The sequence below is a fragment of the uncultured Flavobacterium sp. genome (assembly GCF_963925415.1).
Classification (GTDB): Bacteria; Bacteroidota; Bacteroidia; order Flavobacteriales; family Flavobacteriaceae; genus Flavobacterium.
This window is the reverse complement of the sequence record NZ_CAWUTS010000040.1, coordinates 1-25379: the sequence shown is the minus strand read 5'-3', so window position 1 is coordinate 25379 and position 25379 is coordinate 1. Positions and strand designations below refer to the sequence as shown.

Sequence of the window (25379 nt, the reverse complement as noted above, 5' to 3'; positions counted from 1 at the left end):
AAATGCGAATATTGTATTCCTTTTCATATTGCACAAGCAAAACGCTTAGGTGCTACAGAAGATGAATTAAAAGCAGCCGTTCAAATTGCTGCTGACGTGATGCGAATGAGTACAATGTTTTATGGGAATGAATTTGACTTAAAAGAATTTAAAGCAATGCTTAAAAATTAAGTAGTATAAACACAAATTCTCACTAAATAATTTATCATGATCTTTAATTTATAGAGGTTTTTTTATTCAAAAAAATAAGCTAAAGAACATATTGACAGCCATAGGTATTTTATATTATAGGCATATCCTCTTCTTTTAATTCAGCTATTTCTAAACCTCTTAAGAAGAACTGTGCTAAACTCAAAGTTAGTGTCTTTTAACAAAGTTTAGTGCTAAATTAAAAGCAGGTGCCTTGAAATCCGCTACTATTCTTATACTAAACGTTATGGTACATTTTAAAATGACACGAAGACTAAAATACTGACTTCTTATTGGTTTGTTATCGGACTGACAATTCTTATTTTAAACGATTTTGTTTTAAAAGAACTTTACGGTAATTGGGTTGACAGGAAAACTTATAGACTTTGCTGGTCTCTTTGTATTTCAGTTGTTCTGGACATCGTTATTGCCAAGACACAAAAACATGATATTTTGTTTGGAATATATAGGGTAAAACGGAGCCTAATCAAAAGCTAAAAAACGAATAAATTACTGTTTAAATTGCTAAATTAACTTAACCCACAAACTGGTTGTACAGGTCTTCATTTTCGTTTAAGTAACGATATTCATAGCCTTGTTTAGACATGTTTGATTTAATGGAAAATATATCCATTTTGTTTTTTAATTCCAATCCTACAATTACCGAACCTACTTCTCGACTGTTCTTTTTGGCAAATTGAAAGTACGTAATATCATCATCATCGCCCAAAATAGAATTGACAAATTCTTTTAATGCACCAGGGCGTTGCGGAAATTGTATCATAAAATAATGCATCAATCCTTCATATAATAATGATCGTTCCTTAATTTCTGCGGTACGCTCTATGTCATTATTGCTACCGCTAACAATACAAACTACGTTTTTTCCTTTAATTTTTTCCTTGTAAAAATCTAATGCCGCTATCGCTAAAGCTCCGGCGGGCTCTACCACCATGGCCTCTTCGTTATACAACCGTAAAATTGTAGAACAAACTTTGCCTTCGGGAACTAAAATTACATCGTGAAGGTATTTTTTGCAAATTTCAAAAGTCAAATCTCCCACTTGCTTAACCGCTGCACCATCTACAAACTTATCGATGGTTTTTAAGGGTGTATTTACCCCATGATCTAAAGAAGTTTTCATTGCAGGAGCTCCGAGAGGTTCTACACCTATAATTTTAGTATTGGGGCTCAACTCACTAAACACAGTACAAAGGCCTGCCGATAATCCTCCACCGCCAACGGGTACAAAAATATAATCTATAGGTTTCATAGAGGCGTTTAATATTTCTAAGCCTACTGTTCCTTGACCGGCAATAACTTTATAATCGTTAAAAGGGTGAATAAATTTTTTAAAATTTGCGTTTGCGTTTGCAATAGCCGAATCAAAAGCTTCATCAAAAGTGTCACCCACTAAAACAATTTCTACAAACGATTTGCCAAATAATTGTACTTGCTTTATTTTTTGCTTTGGAGTCGTTTTTGGCATGTAAATTATGCCTTTAATTTTCAATAAATGACACGAATACGCAACCCCCTGTGCGTGGTTACCTGCACTGGCACACACAATTCCTTGCTCCTTTTCTGTTTCAGAAAGGGAACTCATTTTATTGTATGCCCCTCGTATTTTATAGGACCGAACGATTTGTAAATCTTCGCGTTTTAATAAAATAGTGGCATCAAATTCATCAGACAAAGGCATGTTTTCTGTTAAGGGTGTGTTTTGAACAATACCCTCTAGCTTTTTTTTTGCTTGTACTATTTCGTTAAATAAGTTCATTATTATGTTTTATTACTTTTGAGCCCGTAAAAAAATTACGTTTATTTTGTTTTATTGATTCTATATTATCTATTGTACAATTTTTGTCATAGCAGTCATCGCTTCACGAAGTTCTGATCCACAAATTTCAATGGAATGATTTCTTATGCTTGCGTTTATTTTTACCAATTCAAAATTGTCAACATTTTTATCTGCCGTTTCATTGAAGTTTTTGCCTATTAAATTAATTTCAACTTTTTTCATAAAGTCAGCTAAAAGTGGTTTACAGGCATGATCAAACAAATAACATCCATATTCGGCAGTATCCGAAATTACCCTGTTCATTTCAAATAATTTTTTACGTGCAATTGTATTGGCTATAAGGGGCGCTTCGTGCAAGGATTCGTAATAAGCTGATTCATTTTTGATTCCTGCCGAAATCATCGTTTCATATGCTAACTCAACCCCTGATTTTACAAAAGCAACCATTAAAGTAGCGTTGTCAAAATAGTCTTGCTCTGAAATTTCAACTGCACCTGCCTGTGTTTTTTCAAAATTGGTTTCCCCAGTTGCCTGTCTCCAAAGCAATAAGTTTTTATCTTCATTTTCCCAATCTTCCATCATTGTTTGAGAAAAATGACCCGATAATATATCATCCATATGTTTGTTAAACAATGGCGTCATTATTTGTTTCAATTCATCAGCTAGCTTATAAGCTTCTATTTTAGCAGGGTTAGACAGCCTATCCATCATGTTTGTTATGCCTCCTATTTTTAAGGCTTCTGTAATTACTTCCCAACCATATTGAACCAATTTTGATGCGTAACCGGAGTCAATACCTTTTTCTACCATTTTATTGAAACTCAATATAGAACCCGTTTGTAATAAACCACAAAGAATGGTTTGTTCGCCCATTAAATCAGACTTTACTTCGGCTACAAAAGACGAGTGTAAAACTCCTGCCCTATGACCACCAGTAGCTACACAATACGCTTTTGCAATTTCCAAACCCTCTCCATTAGGATCGTTATTTGAATGAACGGCAATTAATGTTGGCACTCCAAAGCCTCTTACATATTCTGCTCTTACTTCTGACGCAGGTGATTTTGGCGCTATCATAACAACCGTTATATCTTCACGAATTTGCATTCCTTCTTCTACAATATTAAACCCATGTGAATAAGACAAACAAGCCCCTCTTTTCATTAAAGGAATGATTTTATTTACAACATCTGTGTGTTGTTTGTCTGGTGCTAGGTTAGAAACTAAATCGGCAGTTGGTATTATTTGTTCAAAAGTTCCTACTTCAAAGCCGTTTTCGGTAGCGTTTGTATATGATGCCCTTTTGCCTTCAATTGCTTCTTTTCTTAGGGCATAAGCCACATTTAATCCGCTATCTCTCATGTTTTGACCTTGAGCCAAACCTTGAGCACCACAGCCTATTATTACTATCTTTTTACCTTCTAATTTTTTTACTCCGTTTAAAAATTCGGAGCTATCCATAAAATCACACTTTCCTAATTCTTGTCCTTTTAAACGATGTGATAATGAGTTAAAATAATTTGACATTTTATGTTTTTATATTTAATTGATTTTTTATTTTAATAGATTTTTTAAGTTAAAAAATCACATTTGAAAAATTTTGCTTTTTAAGCTTAAAAATTCATTATTTATTGGTGATTTTCTTGGGTCATTTTTCTCCATATTTAGAACTCTTTTATGAACACCCTCACTTGATTTTATTATGGCAATTCTAGAACTTCTTACAAATTCTATAAGGCCGTATTTGGTTAATTCTTTAAGTAAATTGTTGATTTCTTCTTTTTGGCCTGTAGCTTCAAAAACAGTATAGTCATTTCTTATTACAACAGCTTTTGCTCCAAACTCTCTTAAAAGTCGTTCTACATTTACTACTTTCATGATTACAGCTGTTGGCATTTTATATAAAGCCATTTGTTGCCAAATAATTTCATCGTTGGTGTTGTTATACACCTTAAAAACATCGACAATTTTTTCAATTTGTCGTACCAAGTTTTTAATAACTTCTGCTGTTTCATGAATTACTATTGTAAAACGATAAATATTTGCAATCTCACTAGGAGACGTATTTAAACTTTCTATATTAATTTTTCGACGCGAAAAAATTATTGAAATCTTATTTAATAAGCCTACCTGATTTTCTGCATAAACGGTTAATGTGTGTTCTTCCTTCATTTTAAATTTCTTCTTTACTTAATACAATTTCTGCAACTCCTTTTCCTTGGGGAACCATTGGAAACACATTGTCTTCATGCAATACGGCTACTTCTAAAAGATAGGAATTTGGATGGTCTAACATTTCTTTTAAACTTGATTTTAGCTCCTCTCTTTTTGAAAGGTGTTTGCCTGCAATATTATAAGCAGCAGCTACTTTTACAAAATCAGGACTTTTAATGTCGGTAAAAGAATAACGTTTTTCATGAAATAATTCTTGCCATTGCCTAACCATTCCTAAGAAACTATTATTTAATATTAAAATTTTTACGTTAGGATTAAATTGCATTATTGTACCTAGTTCTTGTAGGTTCATTTGTGCTCCTCCATCTCCCATAATGGCTACAACTTGACGTTCTGGAGCTCCGTATTTTGCACCTATAGCGGCAGGAAGTGCAAATCCCATTGTTCCTAATCCACCACTTGTTATGTTGCTTCGAGATTGAGTTTGTTTGGCGTATCTACAAGCTACCATTTGGTGCTGGCCTACATCTGTAACAATAACAGCCTCGCCGTTTGTTAACTCATTTAAAACATTTAAAACTTCGCCCATGGTTAAATCGCCTTCGGTTGGGTTTAATTCTTTTTCGATAAGTTGGCTTGTTTCTTTTTCCATTTTTATCTCAAATTCTTTAAACCATTCTGGATGTGTTTTTTCATCTAACAAACCTGTTAAAAGAGGCAAAGTTTCTTTACAATTTCCCCATACACCAACAGTTGTTTGTATGTTTTTATCTATTTCTGCTGGGTCAATATCTAAATGGATAATTTGTGCTTGTTTAGCATACTTGTCTAATCTGCCCGTTACCCTGTCGTCAAAACGCATGCCTACTGCAATTAAAACATCACATTCGTTGGTAAGCACATTAGGTCCATAATTTCCATGCATTCCTAGCATTCCAACACCAAGTGGATGATTTGTTGGAATGGCACTCATTCCCATTATAGTCCAAGCTGATGGTAAACCGGCTTTTTCTATAAAATTTATAAATTCGTTTTCGGCATTTCCAAGTATTACACCTTGACCAAATATAACAAAAGGTTTTTTGGCTTGATTGATTAATTGGGCTGCTTGTTCAATATATTCATTACGAACAATTGGCTCTGGTCTATAACTTCGAATGTGCATACATGGTCTATATCCTTTATAATCAAAAATTTGAAGTTGTGCATTTTTAGTGATGTCAATTAAAACAGGCCCTGGTCTGCCTGTTTTAGCGATATAAAAAGCTTTGGCTAAAATCTCTGGTATTTCAGTTGCGTCTGTAATTTGATAATTCCATTTGGTTACTGGCATCGTTATATTGATGACATCCGTTTCCTGAAAAGCATCTGTTCCAAGAAGGTGAGCAAAAACTTGGCCGGTAATACAAACTAAAGGTGTTGAATCTATTTGAGCGTCTGCCAAACCTGTAACTAAATTTGTTGCTCCTGGTCCGCTTGTTGCAAAAACTACTCCCGTTTTTCCACTAACCCGAGCATATCCTTGAGCGGCATGAGTTGCTGCTTGCTCATGACGAACCAATATATGATTAAGAGCTTCTTTAAAATCATAAAGGGCATCATAAATGGGCATAATTGCACCTCCGGGATATCCAAAAATAGTTGTAACATCTTCAGATAATAAAGCGTCAATAACAGCTAAACTCCCTGACGTTTTGTGTGTTTTTTCTTTGGTACTCTCTTTTGTTTTTAATTCTAATGTTTCCATATTTGTGTTTTTATGATTCGTCGGTAACACAGCCTTCTGAGGCATCTTTTACTAATTTTAAATATTTATACAAAACTCCTTTGGTAACCTTTGGTAATGGTTGAACAAATGTTTTTTTTCTGTTTTCTAATTCTGTCTCTGAGATGGCCAAATGAATGGAATTATTTATAGCGTCTAGCTCAATTAAGTCACCGTCTTTTACTAGTGCTATTGTGCCACCATCATAAGCCTCTGGAGCTATATGCCCCACAACAAAACCATGAGTTCCTCCACTAAATCTTCCATCAGTAATTAAGGCTACGCTTTTTCCTAAACCAGCTCCAATAATTGCAGAAGTTGGTTTTAGCATTTCGGGCATTCCTGGGCCTCCTTTTGGGCCAACGTATCGAATAACAATGACATCTCCTGCTTGTATTTTTTTGTCCTCAATACCTTTAATCAGTTCTTTTTCACCATCAAATACTTTAGCAGGACCCGAAAATTTTTCTCCTTCTTTTCCTGTAATTTTTGCAACAGAACCTTTAGTTGCCAGATTTCCATATAAAATTTGAATGTGACCTGTTTTTTTAATAGGTTTTTCGATTGGTCTAATAATATTTTGAGTATCAAAATTTATATCTAAAATAGACTCTAGATTTTCGGCTAGCGTTTTTCCTGTTACTGTTATACATGTGCCGTGTAGCATCCCTTTTGACAATAGATATTTTAAAACCATTGGAACACCTCCTTTTTCATGAAGGTTTTGCATGAGATAGTTTCCCCCTGGTTTAAAATCAGCAATTAGTGGTGTTTTGTTGCTTATTCTTTGAAAATCATCTTGAGTTATTTTTACTCCAACACTTTTTGCCATTGCAATTATGTGTAACACTGCATTTGTACTTCCGCCAAGAGCAATTAATGTAGTAATCGCATTCTCAAAAGCATTAAAGGTCATAATGTCTTTAGGACAAATATCTTTTTTTAATAGTAATTTTATATAATGTGCTACTTGTTTACATTCTTCAATTTTTTCATTTGAAACAGCTGGATTTGAACTGGAATAGGGCAAACTCATTCCAAGGGCTTCAATTGCAATAGCCATTGTATTAGCTGTATACATACCTCCACATGCACCGGCTCCTGGGCACGAGTTTTTGATGATTCCTTTAAAATCCTCTTCTGTAATTTTTCCTGCAATTTTTTCTCCTAATGCTTCAAAAGCAGAGACTATATTTAAATCTTTTCCTTGATATTTACCTGGAGCAATGGTGCCGCCGTAAACCATAATAGAAGGCCGATTTAGTCTTCCCATTGCCATTATAGAGCCTGGCATATTTTTGTCACAACCCGGAATTGCAATAAGTGCATCGTAATAATGACCATCTACAACACTTTCTATACTATCTGCAATAACTTCTCTACTTACAAGTGAATAACGCATTCCGTCGGTCCCATTTGTAATTCCATCGCTTATGCCAATGGTGTTAAAAATAAGTCCAACCATTTCAATTTCATTAATTTCCTTTTTTACTAAAGATGCCAAATGGTTTAGGTGCATATTACACGTATTTCCATCATATCCCATAGAAGCAACCCCAACAAATGGCTGTGCTAGTTGAGTGTCATTTAAACCAATGCCGTAAAGCATAGCTTGAGCGGCAGGTTGTGTAGGGTCTTGCGTAACGGTTTTACTATGTTTATTTAATTCCATTAGTGGTGTTATCTTTTGTGTGTTTTTTAAATTATTTTAAAGCATGATTTTAGTTGTGTTTTTTGTGTTATACAATCCAATATCAAACTTTGATTACAAAAATATACTAGATGTACTTTTAATCTTTTGTTCCATTTTTTTTATTACAATGTTTAAAGTCTATAAACATTTTTTAACCATTTAATTTACAGAAACTTAGCCTTTGATTTATTACGAAACTAAAGGTGTATAATTTATCGTATATATATTATAATTTAATAAATCTTCATCTATTTTGTCACCTTTTATAAAATAAAAAAACCTCCTAAATTTTAGGAGGTTTATATATGTTGCACAACATCTCCCTAACCAATTAAGGTATTAAGACAATTGTAATAATGTTGTTTATAAAAATCATTTTGTTTATATATTTCAACAAAAGTAATAATAATATATCAATAAACGTTAATTTTGTTTAAAATTATAATCATTAGTCTCTTCGCAGCCATCCGGTTATGCTTAATCGCATTTCGTTTGTCTTTAAAACTTCGTGCTCTAACTCGTTACTCTTAAAAAAAATTGTTTTTCTATTGGTTGGTCTTATGGCAAGTGAAGTTTCTTTATTATAAATCATCAATTCTCCTCCATCTCCTTCTTTCCAATTTAAGTTTAAATAAGTGATCATCGAAAATTGACGGTTGTTGACATCTTGAAATTGATCTAAATGCCTTTTGTAAAACGTGTTAGGTTTATACAAGGCATAATGAAATTCATAGCCTGTTATGCCTGTATAACACTCTTTGTTTAAGTATAAAATAAAATTTTCAATGTGTTCAAAAAAAGCTAATTCATGCGGATTATTGTTTTTTTTGTCCAACCAATAAATCACATCGCTTCGTATTTCTTTGTTTTTGACAAAAGTATCTAAACGACCTATACCAGCCGTTTTTAAGAGCTGTTCTTTATATAATTTTAAAATATTATTTCTTAAATTATGTGCTAAATCTTCTGTTAAAAAATCTTTTGAAACACCTACATTATGATCTATATAACTTGATATTAAATTTTCAAAACTAGTCTCCATTTTTTTGGTCACTTGAATTGACAAATAACAAGCTAATATAGTTTATTTAATTTTGGAAATTACTTCTTAATTTTGATAAAATAAAACAAATTAATCAGGTATATAATCGTGTGTCAATACAAAATTTTTTGTATTTTTATTTAAATTACACTCCCATGAAAAAAACATCCATAAGTCTTTTAATATTTATGCTCTTTAATTCGTGTGTTGAAAACAGAACCCTTAAAACTGAAAATCAACAAACAGAAATCAATAATTTACTTGACAACTGGCACAAAAATGCTGCTGAAACTAATTTTGAAGCATATTTTGATGCCATGACAGATGATGCTATTTTTATTGGAACAGATGCCACAGAAAACTGGAATAAAGAAGCATTTATGGCTTTTTCTAAACCCTATTTTAATAACGGAAAAGCATGGAACTTTACATCTTTACAACGAAATGTTTATTTTTCAATTGATGATAAAACGGCGTGGTTTGATGAATTACTAGATACTCAGATGAAAATTTGTAGAGGGAGTGGTGTTTTAGAAAAACTTGAAAATGAATGGAAAATAAAACATTATGTGCTTTCTATGACTGTGCCAAATGAAAATACCACAGAGGTTGTAAAAATAAAATCAGCTATCGAAGATGCAATTATTAAAAACAAGAAGGCCTTGTAATTTTACTTACCATACAAGTGTGCTTTCAAATTTGAAATCATTTCGAAGGTCATGTTTTCTAAATTGAATTCGTTTTCCCAATTCCAATCATCACGTGCATATGAATCATCAATACTTGCTGGCCAACTATCTGCTATTTTTTGTCTAAAATCAGGCTCATAGCTTATTTTAAAATCAGGATAATGTTTTTTAATTTCCGAAGCAATTTGATCAGGCGTAAAACTCATGGCGCTTAAGTTATACGAAGAACGAATTTTTATTTGTTTGCTTGGTGCTTGCATAATTTGAACGGTTGCTTTTATAGCATCATCCATATACATCATTGGTAGTGCTGTTTTATCTGACAAAAAACATTTGTATTTTTTATTGTTAATTGCTTTGTGATAAATTTCAATGGCATAATCTGTCGTTCCACCTCCTGGCTCTGAAACCCAACTAATTAAACCTGGATAACGAATGCTTCTTACATCAACACCATATTGATTATTGTAATATTCACACCATCTCTCTCCAGATTGTTTGCTTATTCCATAAACCGTTGAAGGCTCCATAATGGTGTATTGTGGAGTGTTTTGGCTAGGTGTTGTAGGCCCAAAAACAGCTATGCTTGACGGCCAAAATATTTTTTTTATCTTACCTGCTTTAGCAATATTTAATACATGAAAAAGAGAATTCATATTTAAATCCCATGCAAATGCCGGGTTTTTTTCGGCTGTTGCAGAAAGTAAGGCAGCCATTAAATAAACATCTGTTATTTGATATTGCTCTACTAAATGTTCTATCTGATTATAATCTAAAGCGTTAACAACTTCAAAAATACCATTGTTAACCACATCATTATTTAATTTTCGTATGTCAGACGCAACCACATTTTCAACGCCATAAATTTCACGTAGCTTTTTTGTAAGTTCTGTACCTATTTGTCCGCAAGCCCCGATAATTAGTATTTTTGTGCTCATGATATTTAAAATATTTGAATACAAATGTATTATTTTTTTATTGTTGAATTATTCATTTAACCGTATTATTTTAACAAATTCTCATAAATTGTGCGTTTTTACTAAAAATGATTTAATATATAAGGTGACAATTATTATAGCCTTTTTGTAAAAGGAATTTTTTCTTATAAAAATGAGAACTAATGCTAATTTCTAATTCGTATTTTTTGAAACTTATGTACATTTGTAATTCAATTAGCCTTTTATGTACAAAATAATTTTATTGTCATTTTTTTTGCTTTTTTTATTTTCTTGTGAAGAAGATAACACCAAAGCTGAAAATGAAAAATTTTTAACTAAAAATTTACAAACTTTTAATTTGGTAAATTCGGTATGGATTATTTCCACCCCAAATTTAACCCCGTCTGTAGAAAAAGAATTGTCAAATTGGAACTCTTGGCAACAATTTATAATTGAAATCAATCAAAAACCTAAAAGCAGTTTGACGGCTTTTCAATTGAAAACAAAAAATTTATCAACAAAAATAGACTCCTTACAACTCGACATTCCTGCTGAATTTGACAAACCTCAAGTAAAAAGCAGAATAACGGCTCTTAGTACAAAAATGAGAATGCTAGACAATTTTATTAATCTTACGAACGTTCCTGAAAAAAAAATAAAACAAATATTGCCTGAAATTAATCAAGAAATTGCATCGTTAGTTGGTCAATTTGAAGAAATATTTATTAAAAAACAAATCCCAAATGAAGCTGGAGAAGCATATATGATACAAGCATTAGATACCATACGAAATGCGAATCCCGAAATCATGATGGACAAAATAAATCAACAAGATTCTGTAAATAATCCCAAAAAAAAGATTAAAAAGAGCGGACTAATAAAGCCTAATTTTTTACCTATTAAATAAATTTTTTGAAATCAAAAATTCCCAATTACTATAAAAATTCTGCTAAAATTTCTGTTTTTGCAGAAGTTTTAGCACAACAAAATCAAAAAATTCATGCAAAAGGATTGTTGGGTTCTTCGATTTCCTTTGTAATTCAGGCCTTGTTTGAAAAAACTGATGTGCCTTTTCTATTGCTTTTTAATGATAAAGAAGAGGCTGCTTATTTTTTAAATGATTTGGAATTACTCATCAACAGTAATGATGTGCTTTTTTATCCAGGTTCGTATAGAAGACCTTATCAAATAGATGAAACTGATAATGCAAATGTGCTGCTTCGGGCGGAAGTATTAAACCGCATAAACTCTAGTAAAAAGCCAGCCATAATAGTTTCCTATCCTGAAGCATTATTTGAAAAAGTAGTTACCCGTAAAGAACTTGAAAAAAACACCTTAAAAATTTCGGTTAATGATAAATTATCCATCGATTTTATAAATGAAACGCTTTTCGAATATAATTTTAAACGTGTAGATTTCGTAACAGAACCCGGTGAGTTTTCGGTTCGAGGTGGAATTATTGATGTTTTTTCGTTTTCCAATGATCATCCGTATAGAATTGAGTTTTTTGGTAATGAAGTAGATAGCATTAGAAGTTTTGATGTGGAAACCCAATTGTCTCTTGAAAAACTTAAGAAAATTTTGGTCATCCCAAATGTTGAAAATAAATTTTTAGATGAAAATCGTGAAACTTTCCTAAATTACATCAGCAACAAAACAATTATTTTTACACAAAATACAGCGTTTATTTGCAGTCAATTAGATAAATTATTTCATAAAGCTATTGAAGTATTTGATAAACTTTCTAACGATATAAAACATGCGGAACCATCCACATTGTTTGTCAATCAGGAACAGTTTATAAAGCAATCATTACTTTTTAATGTTGTTGAATTAAACAATACTGCCTTATTTAAAGCTACAAAAAATTTTGAGTTTCATATTCAACCTCAACCTTCTTTTAACAAGCAGTTTGATTTGTTGATGAATAATATTAATTTGCATCACTTTAACGGTTATACCAATTTTTTGTGTTGTTCAAACAGCAATCAAGTCGCCCGCTTTCATGATATTTTTGAAGACTTATCAGAAGATGAAACTCAAAAAGAAAATCCTAGATTCAATGGTATTGTTTTGCCTTTATACCAAGGATTTATAGACGAAGAATTACAAATTACCTGTTATACAGATCATCAAATTTTTGAACGATACCACAAATTTAACATAAAAAGCAACTATTCTAAAAAGCAAACCATAACCTTAAAAGAATTAACTTCATTAAGTGTTGGAGACTATGTTACCCACATAGATCACGGAATTGGTAAGTTTGGTGGCTTGCAAAAAATTGAAGTAGAAGGCAAAATGCAAGAGGCCATAAAGTTAGCTTATGCCGATAATGATATTGTCTATGTAAGCATTCATTCGCTGCATAAAATTTCAAAATATACGGGTAAAGACGGAGTCCCTCCAAAAATTTATAAATTGGGAAGTGGAGCCTGGAAGGCATTAAAGCAAAAAACTAAAGCGCGTGTAAAACACATTGCATTTAATTTGATTCAATTGTATGCTAAAAGAAGATTAGAAAAAGGCTTTCAGTTTGCAGCAGACAGTTATTTGCAAAAAGAGTTGGAAAGCTCTTTTATTTATGAAGATACACCCGACCAAATTACCGCAACTGCTGATGTAAAAGCAGACATGGAAAACGAAAGACCCATGGATAGATTGGTTTGTGGCGATGTGGGTTTTGGAAAAACAGAAGTTGCCATAAGAGCTGCCTTTAAGGCCGTTGATAACGGAAAACAAGTTGCTATTCTTGTGCCAACAACTATTTTAGCCTACCAACATTATCGAACATTTTCAGAACGATTAAAAGACATGCCCGTTACGGTTAGTTATTTAAACCGATTTAGAACCGCCAAACAAAAAACAGACACTATAAATGATTTAGCAGCTGGAAAAGTAGACATCCTTATTGGCACCCATCAATTGGTTAGTAAAAATGTTGTGTTTAAAGATTTAGGCTTATTGATTGTGGATGAAGAACAAAAGTTTGGAGTTAATGTAAAAGACAAATTAAAAACAATTGCTCATAATGTAGATACGTTGACATTAACGGCCACCCCAATTCCAAGAACCTTACAATTTTCATTAATGGCTGCGCGTGATTTGTCTGTTATTACCACTCCACCGCCCAATCGTTATCCTATAGAAACAAATGTAATTCGCCATAGTGAAGAATTGATTCGGGATGCAATTTCATATGAAATTCAGAGAAATGGCCAGGTCTTTTTTATCAATAACCGAATAGAAAACATCAAAGAAGTAGCCGGAATGATACAACGATTAGTTCCAGATGCACGAGTAGGAATTGGTCATGGACAAATGGAGGGTAAAAAGTTAGAAGAATTGATGCTCGCTTTTATGGAAGGTGAATTTGATGTATTAGTTGCTACTACAATTATTGAAAGTGGATTAGATGTTCCAAATGCGAATACAATTTTTATTAATAATGCCAATAATTTTGGATTGTCTGATTTGCATCAAATGCGTGGTCGAGTAGGTCGAAGTAATAAAAAAGCGTTTTGTTATTTTATTACACCCCCTTTTTCTATGATGACAGGTGAGGCTCAAAAACGTATAAATGCCTTGGAACAATTTAGTGAATTGGGTAGTGGATTTAATATTGCAATGAAAGATTTAGAAATTCGAGGAGCAGGAGATTTATTAGGTGGAGAGCAAAGTGGTTTTATAAATGATATTGGGTTTGATACCTATCAAAAAATCATGAACGAAGCTATTGATGAGTTAAAAGAAAATGAATTTAAGGATTTATATGAAACTGAAAATGATATTGAAACCAAAGAGTTTGTAAAAGATATATTAATTGATACTGATTTTGAATTGTTATTTCCAGATGATTACATAAATAGTGTTTCTGAGCGATTGGCTTTATATAATGAATTAGGATCCATAAAAACAGAAGAAAAACTGTTGCTTTTTGAACAAAAATTAATAGACCGTTTTGGGGCATTACCCAAACAAGCGATTGCTTTATTAAATAGCTTACGAATTAAATGGCTTGCAACACACATTGGCCTTGAAAAACTAATCATGAAACAAGGCAAAATGACGGGCTATTTCATTAGCGACCAACAATCTAATTTTTACCAATCAAATCGATTTATTAAAGTAATGCAATTTGTACAACACAATGGAAATTTGTGTAAACTAAAAGAAAAAGACACCAAAAACGGATTGCGATTATTGCTTACTTTTGACCATGTAAAAACCATACATAAAGCATTAGAGCTGATGCAAAAATTTTGATGAAAAACATACACCTAAAAAATCTTTCGGTTTTAGTTTTAGCTACACTTTTTATAAGCACATCAGGTGTTTTGGGAAAGTATATTGCATTGCCAAGTGAAATTATCATTTGGTTTAGAGCTTTTATCGCTATGCTATTTTTATATTTATTTTGTACATATAAAAACATAGATTTAAAAATAAAATCAACAAAAGATTATATACCATTTCTAATAAGTGGTGTTTTTATGGCCGCACATTGGGTAACTTATTTTTATGCATTAAAACTTTCAAATGTGGCCTTAGGTGTTTTGTCGTTATACACATTTCCAGTTATTACAGCGCTGCTTGAGCCTGTTTTTTTGAGGGTCAAATTCAACCCTGTTCATATATTTTTGGCTTTTTTGGTATTCACAGGGATTTATATTTTAACCCCCGAATTTAACTTAGAGAGCGCTCAACTACAAGGCATTTTATTTGGCGTTTTTTCTGCTTTTTGCTATACCATTAGAATATTGATATTAAAAAAACATGTTTCCAATAATAACGGTATAATGTTGATGTTTTATCAAACACTTATAGTATCCGTTGTTTTGCTGCCTACCTTATTTTTTATGGATTTTAGCGGTCTGTTATCGCAATTGCCTTATTTGTTTTTACTAGCCATATTAACCACTGCCCTCGGGCATACTTTAATGTTGCAATCATTAAAACATTTTTCGGCAACTACTACCGCAATTGTAAGCAGTTTACAACCTGTTTTTGGAATAATTTTAGCCTTCTTTTTCTTAAGTGAATTGCCTAGTATAAATGTTTATTTGGGTGGTTCATTAATTTTACTAACCGCTATAATTGAAGGAGTACGAAGTAATAAAAAATAATTTTTTTACTTAAACGTTTTTTAAATCTTTTATTACTCTAAAAGCTTTATCTACATTTTCATCATTAACTATAATTGTAAATTCATTTGTTGTAGATATAACTTCATTTAATACTATTCCTTCCCAAGCGAGACGTTGAAAAATAAAATAATAAATTCCAGGAACAACTGTGTTTTCAACCGGTAACTTAACAGTAATAGAAGAAAGGTTTTCCGTTTTATGGGTCATTTTTTCGCCGTTAAGATAGTGGTCTACTAAATGCGAAACACTAGAGCTAATTACAATATTGGTCTCGTTTACACCTCTTGATGAGGTATAAAAAACATCGGTAAGATGATTAATTTCTTGTAAAAGTTTTGTGTTTTTTTCTAAAATAGTATCTGAAATCATAAAAGTATAATCGTTCAAAGGAGAACGAACCGTAATTTCTCCAATATTTTTTAAAACTTTATTGATCTTATAGTTAATTTTAAAATCTAATTCTTCGCTCAAACGTTTCAAGGACATAACAATTGCTCCTTGTTTAAGGTCTTTACCAACTTGAGACTCTATTTCTGGCATCATTATTCTTGCTAATGACGTTAAATTTATAATTCCTTGAGATAAAGAACTTAATAAAAATGGTTTAGCTTTTATATAATCCTCAACAACCGATGAAACTGTTTTCATAATATCTAAATTAATGCAGCAAAATTAATAAACATTTTGTTATAAATAAAACATTTTGTTTAAAAATAATAAAAAGCTTCTTCAATATGTTCAATCTCAAAAACACCTTTGTTGTTATAAATGGCTATAATATCGAAACGCACTATAACATCTAGGTCTTTTTTTACAACATATTCGTTTACTGCTTTAACCAGTAATTGAATTTTCTTAGGATTTACAAAATCTTGGGGTAATCCAAAATCTAAACTAGAACGCGTTTTTACTTCTACAACAGCTAAAACATTTCCTTTTTGAGCAATAATGTCTATTTCTGCTTTTTGAAAACGCCAATTAACATCACGAATCTCATAACCCTTATTTTGTAAAAATTTAACGGCTCTTTTTTCTCCAAGTTTTCCTAATTCGTTGTGTTCTGCCATAGATAAAAATTTCCTTTATTAGTATTCGGTAAACCTTAAGACTACTTGTTTTTCATTCACTTCAAAGACTACTTGTTTTCCTAACTGAAGGGCTCTGTTGTCTTTTCCGTGTCCTGCAGGAAAATCAAAAGATACAGGAAAATTGTGCTCTTTTGCAATGGCTGAAATAATTTGTACTGCATTTTGCCCAAACGGAATCTCATTGTCGTGCATATCCGTCATGCCACCAACGATTAACCCTTTAAGCTTTTCAAAATAACCGTTTCGCTTTAAATTGTACATCATTCGATCAATATGATATATATATTCATCTAAGTCTTCAATAAATAAGATTTTATTATCGGTATTTAAAGAGGATTTTGACCCTAATAAACTATATAAAATCGATAAATTTCCACCTACCAATTCGCCATAAGCTTTTCCGTGCATATCTATTTCTTTGGTAGGAATTTCATATTCAATTGCTTCGCCAAACAAAGCTTTTCGCAAGGTTTCTTTCACTTCTTCTGGAGCTTTTGGCACAGTAAAAGGCATAATGCAGTGCATTGAAGCTACTTGTTCGGTATTAACGTGAGAATGTAAAACAGTAACATCACTAAAGCCCATGATCCATTTTGGGTTGTTTTTAAACTTTGAAAAATCTAGTAAATCAATAATTCTTACGCTGCCATAGCCCCCACGAGCAACCCAGATTGCCTTGATGTTATCATCATCCATCATGTCCTGAAAATCAGCCGCTCTTTCTAAATCTGTTCCTCCTAATTGAAAATTATCTAATCCTATTGTAGCTCCTAATTTAGCTTTTAAACCCCAAGAACTTAATAACTCAATGGCAGGATTAGCGTCTTCTGGAAAAAATTTACGTGCAGTACAAACAAGAGCAACTGTGTCTCCTTTTTTTAAATAAGGTGGTATTTTCATCTTTTTTTGATAATAAGTACAATTAGTAATGTGTACAAAAAAATTGCTGTAGAGTTAATAACACTACTGAAATTAACAACTTTTATTCAAAATTAACAAAAAACTAAATAATATTCGATAATTCGTGCTTAAAGAATTATTTTTGTGGCTATTCTGAATTATTTTCAGCATCTAAATAAATATATAATGATCCCAAATCCTAAAAAATATACAGTAACTGCAGCTTTGCCATATACTAACGGGCCCATACACATTGGGCATTTAGCTGGCGTTTATGTCCCCTCCGATATTTATTCGCGCTATTTGCGTCTGCAAGGAAAAGATGTCTTGTTTATTTGCGGAAGCGATGAACATGGTGTAGCCATTTCGATGAAAGCCAAAAAAGAAGGTATTACTCCACAAGAGGTAATCGACAAATATGATGGAATCATTCGTCAATCGTTTATCGATTTTGGAATTTCATTTGATAATTATTCTCGAACTTCGGCAAAAATTCATCACGATACGGCTCAAGAGTTTTTTAAAACTTTGCATAAAAATGGTGATTTTATAGAAGAAATAACCGAGCAACTATACGATGCAAAAGCAGATCAGTTTTTGGCCGATCGATTTGTAACAGGAACTTGCCCTAAATGTGATAATCCAGAAGCATATGGTCATCAATGCGAAAGATGTGGTGCTACATTAAATGCAACCGATTTAATAAATCCTAAATCAACCATAACAGGAGATGTTCCTGTTATGAAATCGACAAAACATTGGTTTTTACCCTTAGATAGATACCAAGATTTTTTAGAAAAATGGATTTTACAAGACCATGCAAAAGACTGGAAAACAAATGTTTTGGGTCAGGTAAAATCGTGGCTAGATGATGGCTTAAAACCAAGAGCCGTAACCCGCGATTTAGATTGGGGAATTGATGTTCCTGTTGAAGGAGCAGAAGGAAAAAAATTATACGTATGGTTTGATGCTCCTATTGGTTACATTTCATCAACTAAAGAATGGGCTGCTCGTGAAGGAAAAGATTGGGAACCCTATTGGAAAAATGCAGATACTAAATTAGTACATTTTATAGGAAAAGATAATATTGTTTTTCATTGTATTATTTTTCCTGCCATGTTAAAAGCAGAAGGAAGTTATATTTTGCCTGATAATGTGCCTGCAAATGAATTTTTAAATCTAGAAGGGAATAAACTTTCTACTTCTAAAAACTGGGCTGTTTGGTTGCACGAATATTTACAAGATTTTCCAAACCAACAAGATGTTTTGCGTTATGCCTTAACATCAAACGCTCCTGAAACAAAAGATAATGATTTTACTTGGAAAGATTTTCAAGCAAGAAATAACAATGAATTAGTAGCTGTTTTTGGAAATTTCATCAATAGAGTAATGGTTTTAACTCATAAATATTATGATGGATTTGTACCAAATCCAAATAAATTAACAGCATTTGATGAAGCAACCCTTACAGAATTAAAAGCCTATCCCGATGTGATTTCGAACTCAATTGAACGCTATCGTTTCAGAGAAGCTTTAGGTGAAATGATGAATGTTGCCCGTTTAGGTAATAAGTATTTAGCCGATGAAGAACCTTGGAAAACAGTAAAAGAAAATCCTGAAAGAGTACAAACCCAAATGTATGTTGCTCTACAAATAGCGGCCGCATTAAGTGTTTTGGCTCAACCTTTCTTACCTTTTACAGCAACGAAACTAGAAAACATGCTGCAATGTAAATTGGCTTGGAATGATGTTTCAACAAAATCAAATTTGTTACCCTCAGGAAATAAAATTGGTGTCGCAGAATTGCTTTTCTCTAAAATAGAAGACGAAGAAGTTCAAAAACAGATTGATAAACTACTAGCAACTAAAAAAGCAAATGAAATGGAAAATGCAAAAACAGAACCACAAAAAGAAGTTTCAACTTTTGATGATTTTTCTAAATTAGACATCAGAGTTGGAACCATTCTTGAGGCTGAAAAAATGCCAAAAGCTACAAAATTATTAGTTTTGAAAGTCGACACTGGAATTGATGTAAGAACAATAGTTTCTGGAATTGCAGAACATTTTTCTCCAGAAGAAGTTATTGGTAAGCGAGTAACTGTTTTAGTAAATCTTGCTCCAAGAGCACTGCGTGGTGTTGAAAGCGCTGGAATGATCTTAATGACCAACAATACAGAAGGCAAGTTGGTTTTTGTAAATCCGGATGCAGATGGTGTTATAAATGGCGCTTTAATTTCTTAAAAAAAAATCTTTATATTTACAATTGAATTTAAAAATCTTTATTATGAAAAAATCTTTACTTTTTATTGCAATAATGTTTTCTCTTGGTATAAAAGCACAAAATGATTTATTTGCAAACAATAGAATTATTTTAAGTTTAAAGAATGACAATAATAAACCTATTACAAGTCTAAATGAAATTGAAGAATTAAATTTTTTATTTAATGATTATTCGATTAATAAAATAAAATCTCTTGATATTTCTAAAACTAATGCGTTAAATGGGAGGCCTTTGGTAATAATTTTTAGCGAAGCAATTCCTGTTGAATTAATAATAGAAAAACTTAAAAACTCTGATTTATTTGAATATGTAGAACCCGATTATTTAGCAACAGGTTCAGGAGAAAAAAGGGAACAAAATATAGAAATTATTGAAAACAAAAAAACAATATTTTTGATTCCGAATGACCAATATTTCTTTAGACAATGGGGCTTGCATAATGATGGCTCTTTTTCATTAAGCCCTTCCGTTTTGGACGCAGACGTTGATATGATAGAAGCATGGGATATAACAACCGGAAGTTCTAATATTAAAATGGCAGTTATAGATTCTGGAATAAGAATGAGTCATCCCGAATTTTCTGGTAGGCTTTATTCAAATACTGCCGAAACATTAAACGGAACAGATTCTGACAACAATGGATATGTAGATGATTTAACAGGTTGGGATTTTGTTAATAATGATAATAACCCTACAGATGATCATGGTCACGGTACTAATGTTAGTGGTATTGCTATGGCAAATGGAAATAACAATATAGGATATGCAGGTGTAGATTGGAATTGTAAGTTATTACCTCTAAAAGTTTTGGACAATAATAATTCTGGTTTAAATTCAAATATTATAGCTTCAATATACTATGCAATAAATAGAAATGTAGATTTAATTAGTATCTCCATTGGCAGTTCTGGTTTTTCTACTGCTTATCTAAATGTTATAAATCAAGCATATAATCAAAACATCCCTGTAATTGCTTGTATGATGAATTTTAACAATGGCGTTTCCTACTATCCTGCTGCTTTTGCTAATTCTATTGCCGTTGGTTCTACTAATCCAAATGATAATCGAACTTCCCCGTTTTTTTGGAGTGCAACAAGCGGAAGTAATTATGGAAATCATATTGATGTTGTTGCTCCAGGAAATTACATGTATGGGCTATCTTATACTTCAGACACATCTTATGGGTCATACTGGGGAGGGACATCACAAGCAACTCCTCTTGTTGCTGGAGTTGTTAGCTTAATGCTTTCCGTTAATCCAAATTTAACAGTAGAAGAAATTAGAACTATTTTAAGAAACACGGCTGAAGACCAAGTAGGAAATCCTTTAGAAGACACTATTGGATGGGATCAATATTATGGTGCTGGAAGAGTTAATGCTAATAACGCCCTTACTTATCTACAAAATTTGACCAATACTAATTTTGATTCAAATGATTTATTTAAAATATATCCTAATCCAGTAAAAAACACATTGTATTTTGAAATCACAGCATCTTTAAAAGATAATTTTTCAGTTTCTATTTATGATATCACAGGAAGATATGTCAAAAAAAATAATGAAGCTGTCGAAAATATAAATGTTTCTGACTTAAATAGTGGGCTTTATATAGCTGTAATTTCAAATGATACAGAAAAAATAAGCAGAAAATTTATTAAAGAATAACTTTTTCTGCAAATTTAATTTTAAAATGAACCCAAAAATAATAGCTTTCGATGCAGACGACACCCTTTGGCACAACGAACCCTATTTTGATGAAGCCCAAGAACGATTTTGCCAATTATTTCAGGATTTTGCTTCTAATCAAGAGATTTTGGGTTTGATATTGAATCATCAAGTTAAGAATTTGCCTTTATATGGTTTCGGAATAAAAGCTTTAACACTTTCCATGATTGAAGTTGCTTTGCAATTAACCAATCATCAAGTTTCTGGAAAAGGCATTGAAAAAATTATTGCAATTGGTAAAGATTTATTACAAAAACCAGTAGAATTATTACCTAATGTTAAAGAGGTTTTAACAGAACTTCATGGCAAATACAAATTGGTTGTTGCTACAAAAGGGGATTTAAAAGACCAACACAGAAAACTACATGATTCTAAAATTGGTCATTTTTTTCATCATATTGAAGTATTAAGTGATAAAACCGAATTAGATTATACCAAAATGTTTGGGCGTTTAGAATGCAAAGCTGAAGATTTTTTAATGATTGGAAATTCTTTAAAATCTGATGTCTTACCTATTCTAAATTTAGGTGGTTTTGGCATTCACATTCCTTATCACACGACTTGGGAATATGAAAAAATTGATTTTGAAATTGAACACGAAAACTTTTTGGAACTTTCAAATGTTAATGAGGTTTTAGCTATTTTAAAATAAAAAAACCGACTCGTTAAAGTCGGTTTTTCTTAAGTTCTAAGTATAAAATTACTTTCCTAATAAAAGCAATTCACTAATTACAACTTCAGTAATAAAGCGTTTTACACCATCTTTGTCATCATAACTTCTATGAGTTAGTTTTCCTTCAATAGCAATTTCTTTCCCTTTGGTTACATAGCTTTCAATTAAATCAGCTGTTTTTCCCCATGCTGTTAAACGATGCCATTCTGTTTGTTCCACTTTTTCTCCTTTGGCGTTGGTGTAACTTTCGTTTGTAGCTAGCGTAAGGTTTGCTAATTTTTTTCCTCCTTCAAACGTTTTAATTTCTGGTTCTTGTCCTACGTGACCAATTAACTGTACTTTGTTTCTTAATGCATTCATGGCGTGTAAAAATTTAAATGGTTTATAATAAATTGTTTTTTTGTCTTTTGAAAGTTGCTTAACTGTGCATTCGCAAATTATTTTTAATTAAAAGCAAATTATTAACTGAACACTTGCGTCTGAACACGGATTACTAATTGTTCTTTCATTTCGACACTGCAAAGATTAAACTGGTTTATACATTTATTCGGTATTTATCTGTTTACTTTCGATTGTAAGTGTTTGTAATCGTTTGTAATTGTATATTATTTGTTTTATTTTTGCTAAAAATTAATCCATATGCCTGCAAACATCAAATCAATCGAATTACGAAACTTACAGATTGAAGACTACAAAGAATTAAAAAAATCGATGATTGAATCGTATCCAGAAATGGAAGAGTCTTTTTGGAAAGAAAATCAAATTGAACTTTTATTAGAAAAATTTCCAGAAGGACAGTTGGTTATTGTTGTCGATGGTGTTGTTGTAGGATCTGCGTTATCCATTTTGGTTACAGAGGGGTTTGCGTTTAAAACAAAAACCTATAAAGATATTACGGGTAATTTTACCTTCTCTACACACAATCCTAAGGGAGAAGTTATCTATGGAATAGATGTTTTTATCAATCCAAAATATCGTGGCCTAAGATTAGGCAGACGGTTATATGATGTTCGAAAAGAATTATGTGAACAATTAAACTTAAAATCGATCATTTTTGCAGGAAGAATTCCAAATTACGGAAAATTTAAAAAAGAAATTACCCCAAAGATTTATATTGAAAAAGTAAAGAAAAAAGAAATTTATGACCCTGTGTTATCATTTCAGTTGAGTAACGATTTTCATGAAATTCGGGTTTTAAAAAATTATTTAGAAGGCGATACAGAGTCGCAAGAGTTCGCCGTTTTATTAGAATGGAATAACATATACTATGACGATAGTCCTAAACTAATTAACACCGAAAAAAGTGTTGTACGATTGGGGCTTATACAATGGCAAATGCGCTCATTAGCAAATTTGGATGCATTGTTTGAACAAGCCGAATTTTTTATTGATGCCGTTTCTGGCTATGGAAGTGATTTTGCCTTGTTTCCAGAGTTTTTTACAGCACCTTTAATGGCTGATTACAATCATTTATCAGAAGCTGAAGCGATACGCGAACTTGCTCAAAATACCGAAGCTGTTCGTTTAAAATTTCAAGAATTTGCCATCTCTTATAACATCAACATCATCACAGGTAGCATGCCATATATAGAAAATGGCAGTGTTTATAATGTTGGTTTCTTGTGTAAACGAGACGGTACGAACGAAATGTATCGCAAAATTCACATCACGCCCAACGAAATTTTTCATTGGGGAATTACAGGAGGAGATACTATTCAAACTTTTGATACCGATTGTGGAAAAGTAGGAATCATAATTTGCTATGATGTTGAGTTTCCAGAATTATCAAGACTTATGGCAGATGAAGGCATGAACATTTTATTTGTACCTTTCTTAACCGATACCCAAAATGGATATACCCGAGTTAAACATTGTGCGCAAGCAAGAGCTATTGAAAACGAGTGTTATGTAGCCATTGCAGGTTGTGTTGGAAACTTGCCAAAAGTAAACAACATGGACATTCAATACGCTCAAGCGGCCGTTTTTACCCCCTCTGACTTTGCTTTTCCTAGTAACGGAATAAAAGCAGAAGCTACGCCAAATACCGAAATGACATTGATTGTAGATGTAGATATAAACTTATTAAAAGAATTACACGAACACGGAAGCGTTAATACCATGAAAGATAGAAGAGACGATTTATACCAACTAAAAAAAATGAAATAATTTGGGCGTTCCCCTTTGGGTAGGGTCTACCGCTATATCTTTTTTTTACAAAAAAAGGATGCCGCTTCAACCCCTAACGCAAACCCTCGTAAAAGTTACTATTTAATTGTAAAACTCACTCAAAAGTTTTCAAAACCTTTGAGGTGTAAAAATCAAAAAAATCATGAAAAAACTAATTTTATGTTTAACCTTTTCGGCAATAAGTTTTGCCCAAAACACCTTACATTATAACAATGACAAAGGCTCCGAAAAAACTACTTTACAAAACATAAAATGGCTAGAAGGCAACTGGAAAGGCGAAGCCTTTAACGGAATATATAAAGAAAACTGGAGCAAACCTTTTGGTGAATCTATGGTGTTTAACTTTAAACTTGTTGTTAAAGAAAAAATAGTTTTTTACGAATTGGGTCATATTATAGAAAAAGACGGAACACTTTTATATCAAATAAAACATTTTGATGCCAATTTAAAAGGTTGGGAAGAAAAAGACCAATCGGAAGATTTTAGATTCATTAAAAAAGAAGCTAACAGAATGTATTTTGACAATTTTACTTTTGAATATGTTTCAGAAAACGAAGTAAATTTGTATGCGTATTTTGAAGATTCCAAAGAAGAAATGGTTTTTAATTTTAATAAATAACAATTGAATTTAGAACAACTTAAATATCCAATAGGTCAATTTCAATGTCCAGAAACAATATCAACTACGGTTTTGAGTAGTTGGATTTCTGATATTCAACAATTTCCCAATCAAATTATGGAAGTTGTAGATAAACTTTCTATAGAAGAATTAAAATTAAATTACAGACCAAAAGGTTGGAATATTAAACAGGTTATTCATCATTGTGCTGATAGTCATTCTAATGCTTTTATTCGTTTTAAGCTTGCTTTAACAGAAGAAAATCCAAACATTAAACCTTATAAAGAAGATCTTTGGGCTGAATTAATTGATGGAAATGATGATGATATTTCTCATTCACTTTTGATATTAAAAGGGTTACATCATAAATGGATTTTGTTACTGCATAACTTAAATGAAAATCAATGGAAAAGAACCTATTTTCATCCTGAATCTAAAAAAGTATATGTTTTAAAAGAAGTCGCTGG

The 25379-nt window shown here is 32.0% G+C and carries 21 protein-coding genes; 10 read left to right on the top strand and 11 right to left on the bottom strand.

The window, feature by feature from the left end; translation table 11 throughout:
• Positions 1-724 precede the first annotated feature (724 nt).
• The 6 genes from ilvA to AABM47_RS03155 form a co-directional block, all read right to left on the bottom strand.
• Complete coding sequence (gene ilvA, locus AABM47_RS03180; protein ID WP_338409477.1) at positions 725-1969, bottom strand: threonine ammonia-lyase IlvA; 1245 nt, start codon at positions 1967-1969, stop codon at positions 725-727.
• 69 nt (positions 1970-2038) lie between these two features.
• Positions 2039-3517 (bottom strand): ketol-acid reductoisomerase, encoded by a 1479-nt coding sequence (gene ilvC, locus AABM47_RS03175; RefSeq protein WP_338409476.1) that lies wholly within the window; start codon positions 3515-3517, stop codon positions 2039-2041.
• Positions 3518-3574: 57 nt separating this feature from the next.
• Entirely contained in the window at positions 3575-4162 is a 588-nt protein-coding gene (gene ilvN / locus AABM47_RS03170) for an acetolactate synthase small subunit (protein WP_338409475.1), read from the bottom strand.
• A gap of 1 nt (position 4163) precedes the next feature.
• Entirely contained in the window at positions 4164-5912 is a 1749-nt protein-coding gene (ilvB, locus tag AABM47_RS03165) for a biosynthetic-type acetolactate synthase large subunit (protein ID WP_338409474.1), read from the bottom strand.
• Between the two features lie 10 nt (positions 5913-5922).
• Positions 5923-7602, bottom strand: a complete 1680-nt coding sequence (ilvD, locus tag AABM47_RS03160; protein ID WP_338409473.1) for a dihydroxy-acid dehydratase — start codon at positions 7600-7602, stop codon at positions 5923-5925.
• Between the two features lie 469 nt (positions 7603-8071).
• Positions 8072-8665: a 2OG-Fe(II) oxygenase gene (locus AABM47_RS03155; RefSeq protein WP_338409472.1), complete on the bottom strand. Its 594-nt coding sequence runs from the start codon at positions 8663-8665 to the stop codon at positions 8072-8074.
• Between the two features lie 155 nt (positions 8666-8820).
• Here AABM47_RS03155 and AABM47_RS03150 point away from each other — a divergent pair, with 155 nt between their 5' ends.
• Entirely contained in the window at positions 8821-9333 is a 513-nt protein-coding gene (locus AABM47_RS03150; protein WP_338409471.1) for a nuclear transport factor 2 family protein, read from the top strand.
• Positions 9334-9335: 2 nt separating this feature from the next.
• On the opposite strand, the gene AABM47_RS03145 is transcribed toward AABM47_RS03150, so the two are convergent.
• On the bottom strand, positions 9336-10292 hold the full coding sequence (locus AABM47_RS03145; RefSeq protein ID WP_338409470.1) for an NAD-dependent epimerase/dehydratase family protein: 957 nt from the start codon (positions 10290-10292) through the stop codon (positions 9336-9338).
• 244 nt (positions 10293-10536) lie between these two features.
• Between AABM47_RS03145 and AABM47_RS03140 the strand changes: the two genes are divergently transcribed.
• From AABM47_RS03140 to AABM47_RS03130, 3 genes are read left to right on the top strand one after another with little or no spacing between them, the layout of a single operon-like run.
• Positions 10537-11199 carry a hypothetical protein gene (locus AABM47_RS03140; RefSeq protein WP_338409469.1) on the top strand — a complete coding sequence of 221 codons (663 nt, stop codon included), beginning with the start codon at positions 10537-10539 and terminating at the stop codon, positions 11197-11199.
• 47 nt (positions 11200-11246) lie between these two features.
• Positions 11247-14558: a transcription-repair coupling factor gene (mfd, locus tag AABM47_RS03135; RefSeq protein ID WP_338409478.1), complete on the top strand. Its 3312-nt coding sequence runs from the start codon at positions 11247-11249 to the stop codon at positions 14556-14558.
• Positions 14558-15418, top strand: coding sequence for a DMT family transporter (locus tag AABM47_RS03130; protein WP_338409468.1), 861 nt, complete (start codon positions 14558-14560; stop codon positions 15416-15418). The genes mfd and AABM47_RS03130 overlap by 1 nt, the downstream gene beginning before the upstream one ends.
• Before the next feature lie 9 nt (positions 15419-15427).
• On the opposite strand, the gene AABM47_RS03125 is transcribed toward AABM47_RS03130, so the two are convergent.
• Genes AABM47_RS03125 through AABM47_RS03115 form a run of 3 tightly spaced genes read right to left on the bottom strand, consistent with a single transcriptional unit; the run spans position 15428 to position 17427 of the window.
• Entirely contained in the window at positions 15428-16087 is a 660-nt protein-coding gene (locus tag AABM47_RS03125; protein ID WP_338409467.1) for an aspartate kinase, read from the bottom strand.
• 59 nt (positions 16088-16146) lie between these two features.
• A complete protein-coding gene (locus AABM47_RS03120) occupies positions 16147-16506 on the bottom strand; it encodes a YraN family protein (protein ID WP_338409466.1) in 360 nt (119 codons plus the stop codon).
• Positions 16507-16524: 18 nt separating this feature from the next.
• Positions 16525-17427, bottom strand: a complete 903-nt coding sequence (locus AABM47_RS03115) for an LD-carboxypeptidase (protein WP_338409465.1) — start codon at positions 17425-17427, stop codon at positions 16525-16527.
• A 186-nt stretch (positions 17428-17613) separates the two neighbouring features.
• On the opposite strand from AABM47_RS03115, the gene metG reads away from it, so the two are divergent.
• From metG to AABM47_RS03100, 3 genes are read left to right on the top strand one after another with little or no spacing between them, the layout of a single operon-like run.
• Positions 17614-19668: a methionine--tRNA ligase gene (gene metG / locus AABM47_RS03110; protein ID WP_338409464.1), complete on the top strand. Its 2055-nt coding sequence runs from the start codon at positions 17614-17616 to the stop codon at positions 19666-19668.
• 43 nt (positions 19669-19711) lie between these two features.
• Positions 19712-21373 carry a S8 family serine peptidase gene (locus AABM47_RS03105; protein WP_338409463.1) on the top strand — a complete coding sequence of 554 codons (1662 nt, stop codon included), beginning with the start codon at positions 19712-19714 and terminating at the stop codon, positions 21371-21373.
• Positions 21374-21398: 25 nt separating this feature from the next.
• Positions 21399-22085 (top strand): HAD family hydrolase, encoded by a 687-nt coding sequence (locus tag AABM47_RS03100; RefSeq protein WP_338409462.1) that lies wholly within the window; start codon positions 21399-21401, stop codon positions 22083-22085.
• Positions 22086-22133: 48 nt separating this feature from the next.
• Here the strand turns inward: AABM47_RS03100 and ssb are convergent, their stop codons facing one another.
• Positions 22134-22466, bottom strand: coding sequence for a single-stranded DNA-binding protein (gene ssb, locus AABM47_RS03095; RefSeq protein WP_338409461.1), 333 nt, complete (start codon positions 22464-22466; stop codon positions 22134-22136).
• A gap of 279 nt (positions 22467-22745) precedes the next feature.
• On the opposite strand from ssb, the gene AABM47_RS03090 reads away from it, so the two are divergent.
• The 3 genes from AABM47_RS03090 to AABM47_RS03080 form a co-directional block, all read left to right on the top strand.
• The gene (locus tag AABM47_RS03090) at positions 22746-24272 is read left to right on the top strand and encodes a carbon-nitrogen hydrolase family protein (protein ID WP_338409460.1); all 1527 of its coding nucleotides are present in this window, start codon (positions 22746-22748) and stop codon (positions 24270-24272) included.
• A 163-nt stretch (positions 24273-24435) separates the two neighbouring features.
• Entirely contained in the window at positions 24436-24912 is a 477-nt protein-coding gene (locus tag AABM47_RS03085) for a DUF6265 family protein (protein ID WP_338409459.1), read from the top strand.
• 3 nt (positions 24913-24915) lie between these two features.
• Positions 24916-25379 (top strand): YfiT family bacillithiol transferase (locus AABM47_RS03080; RefSeq protein ID WP_338409458.1); only part of this gene is annotated, 464 nt, incomplete at its 3' end.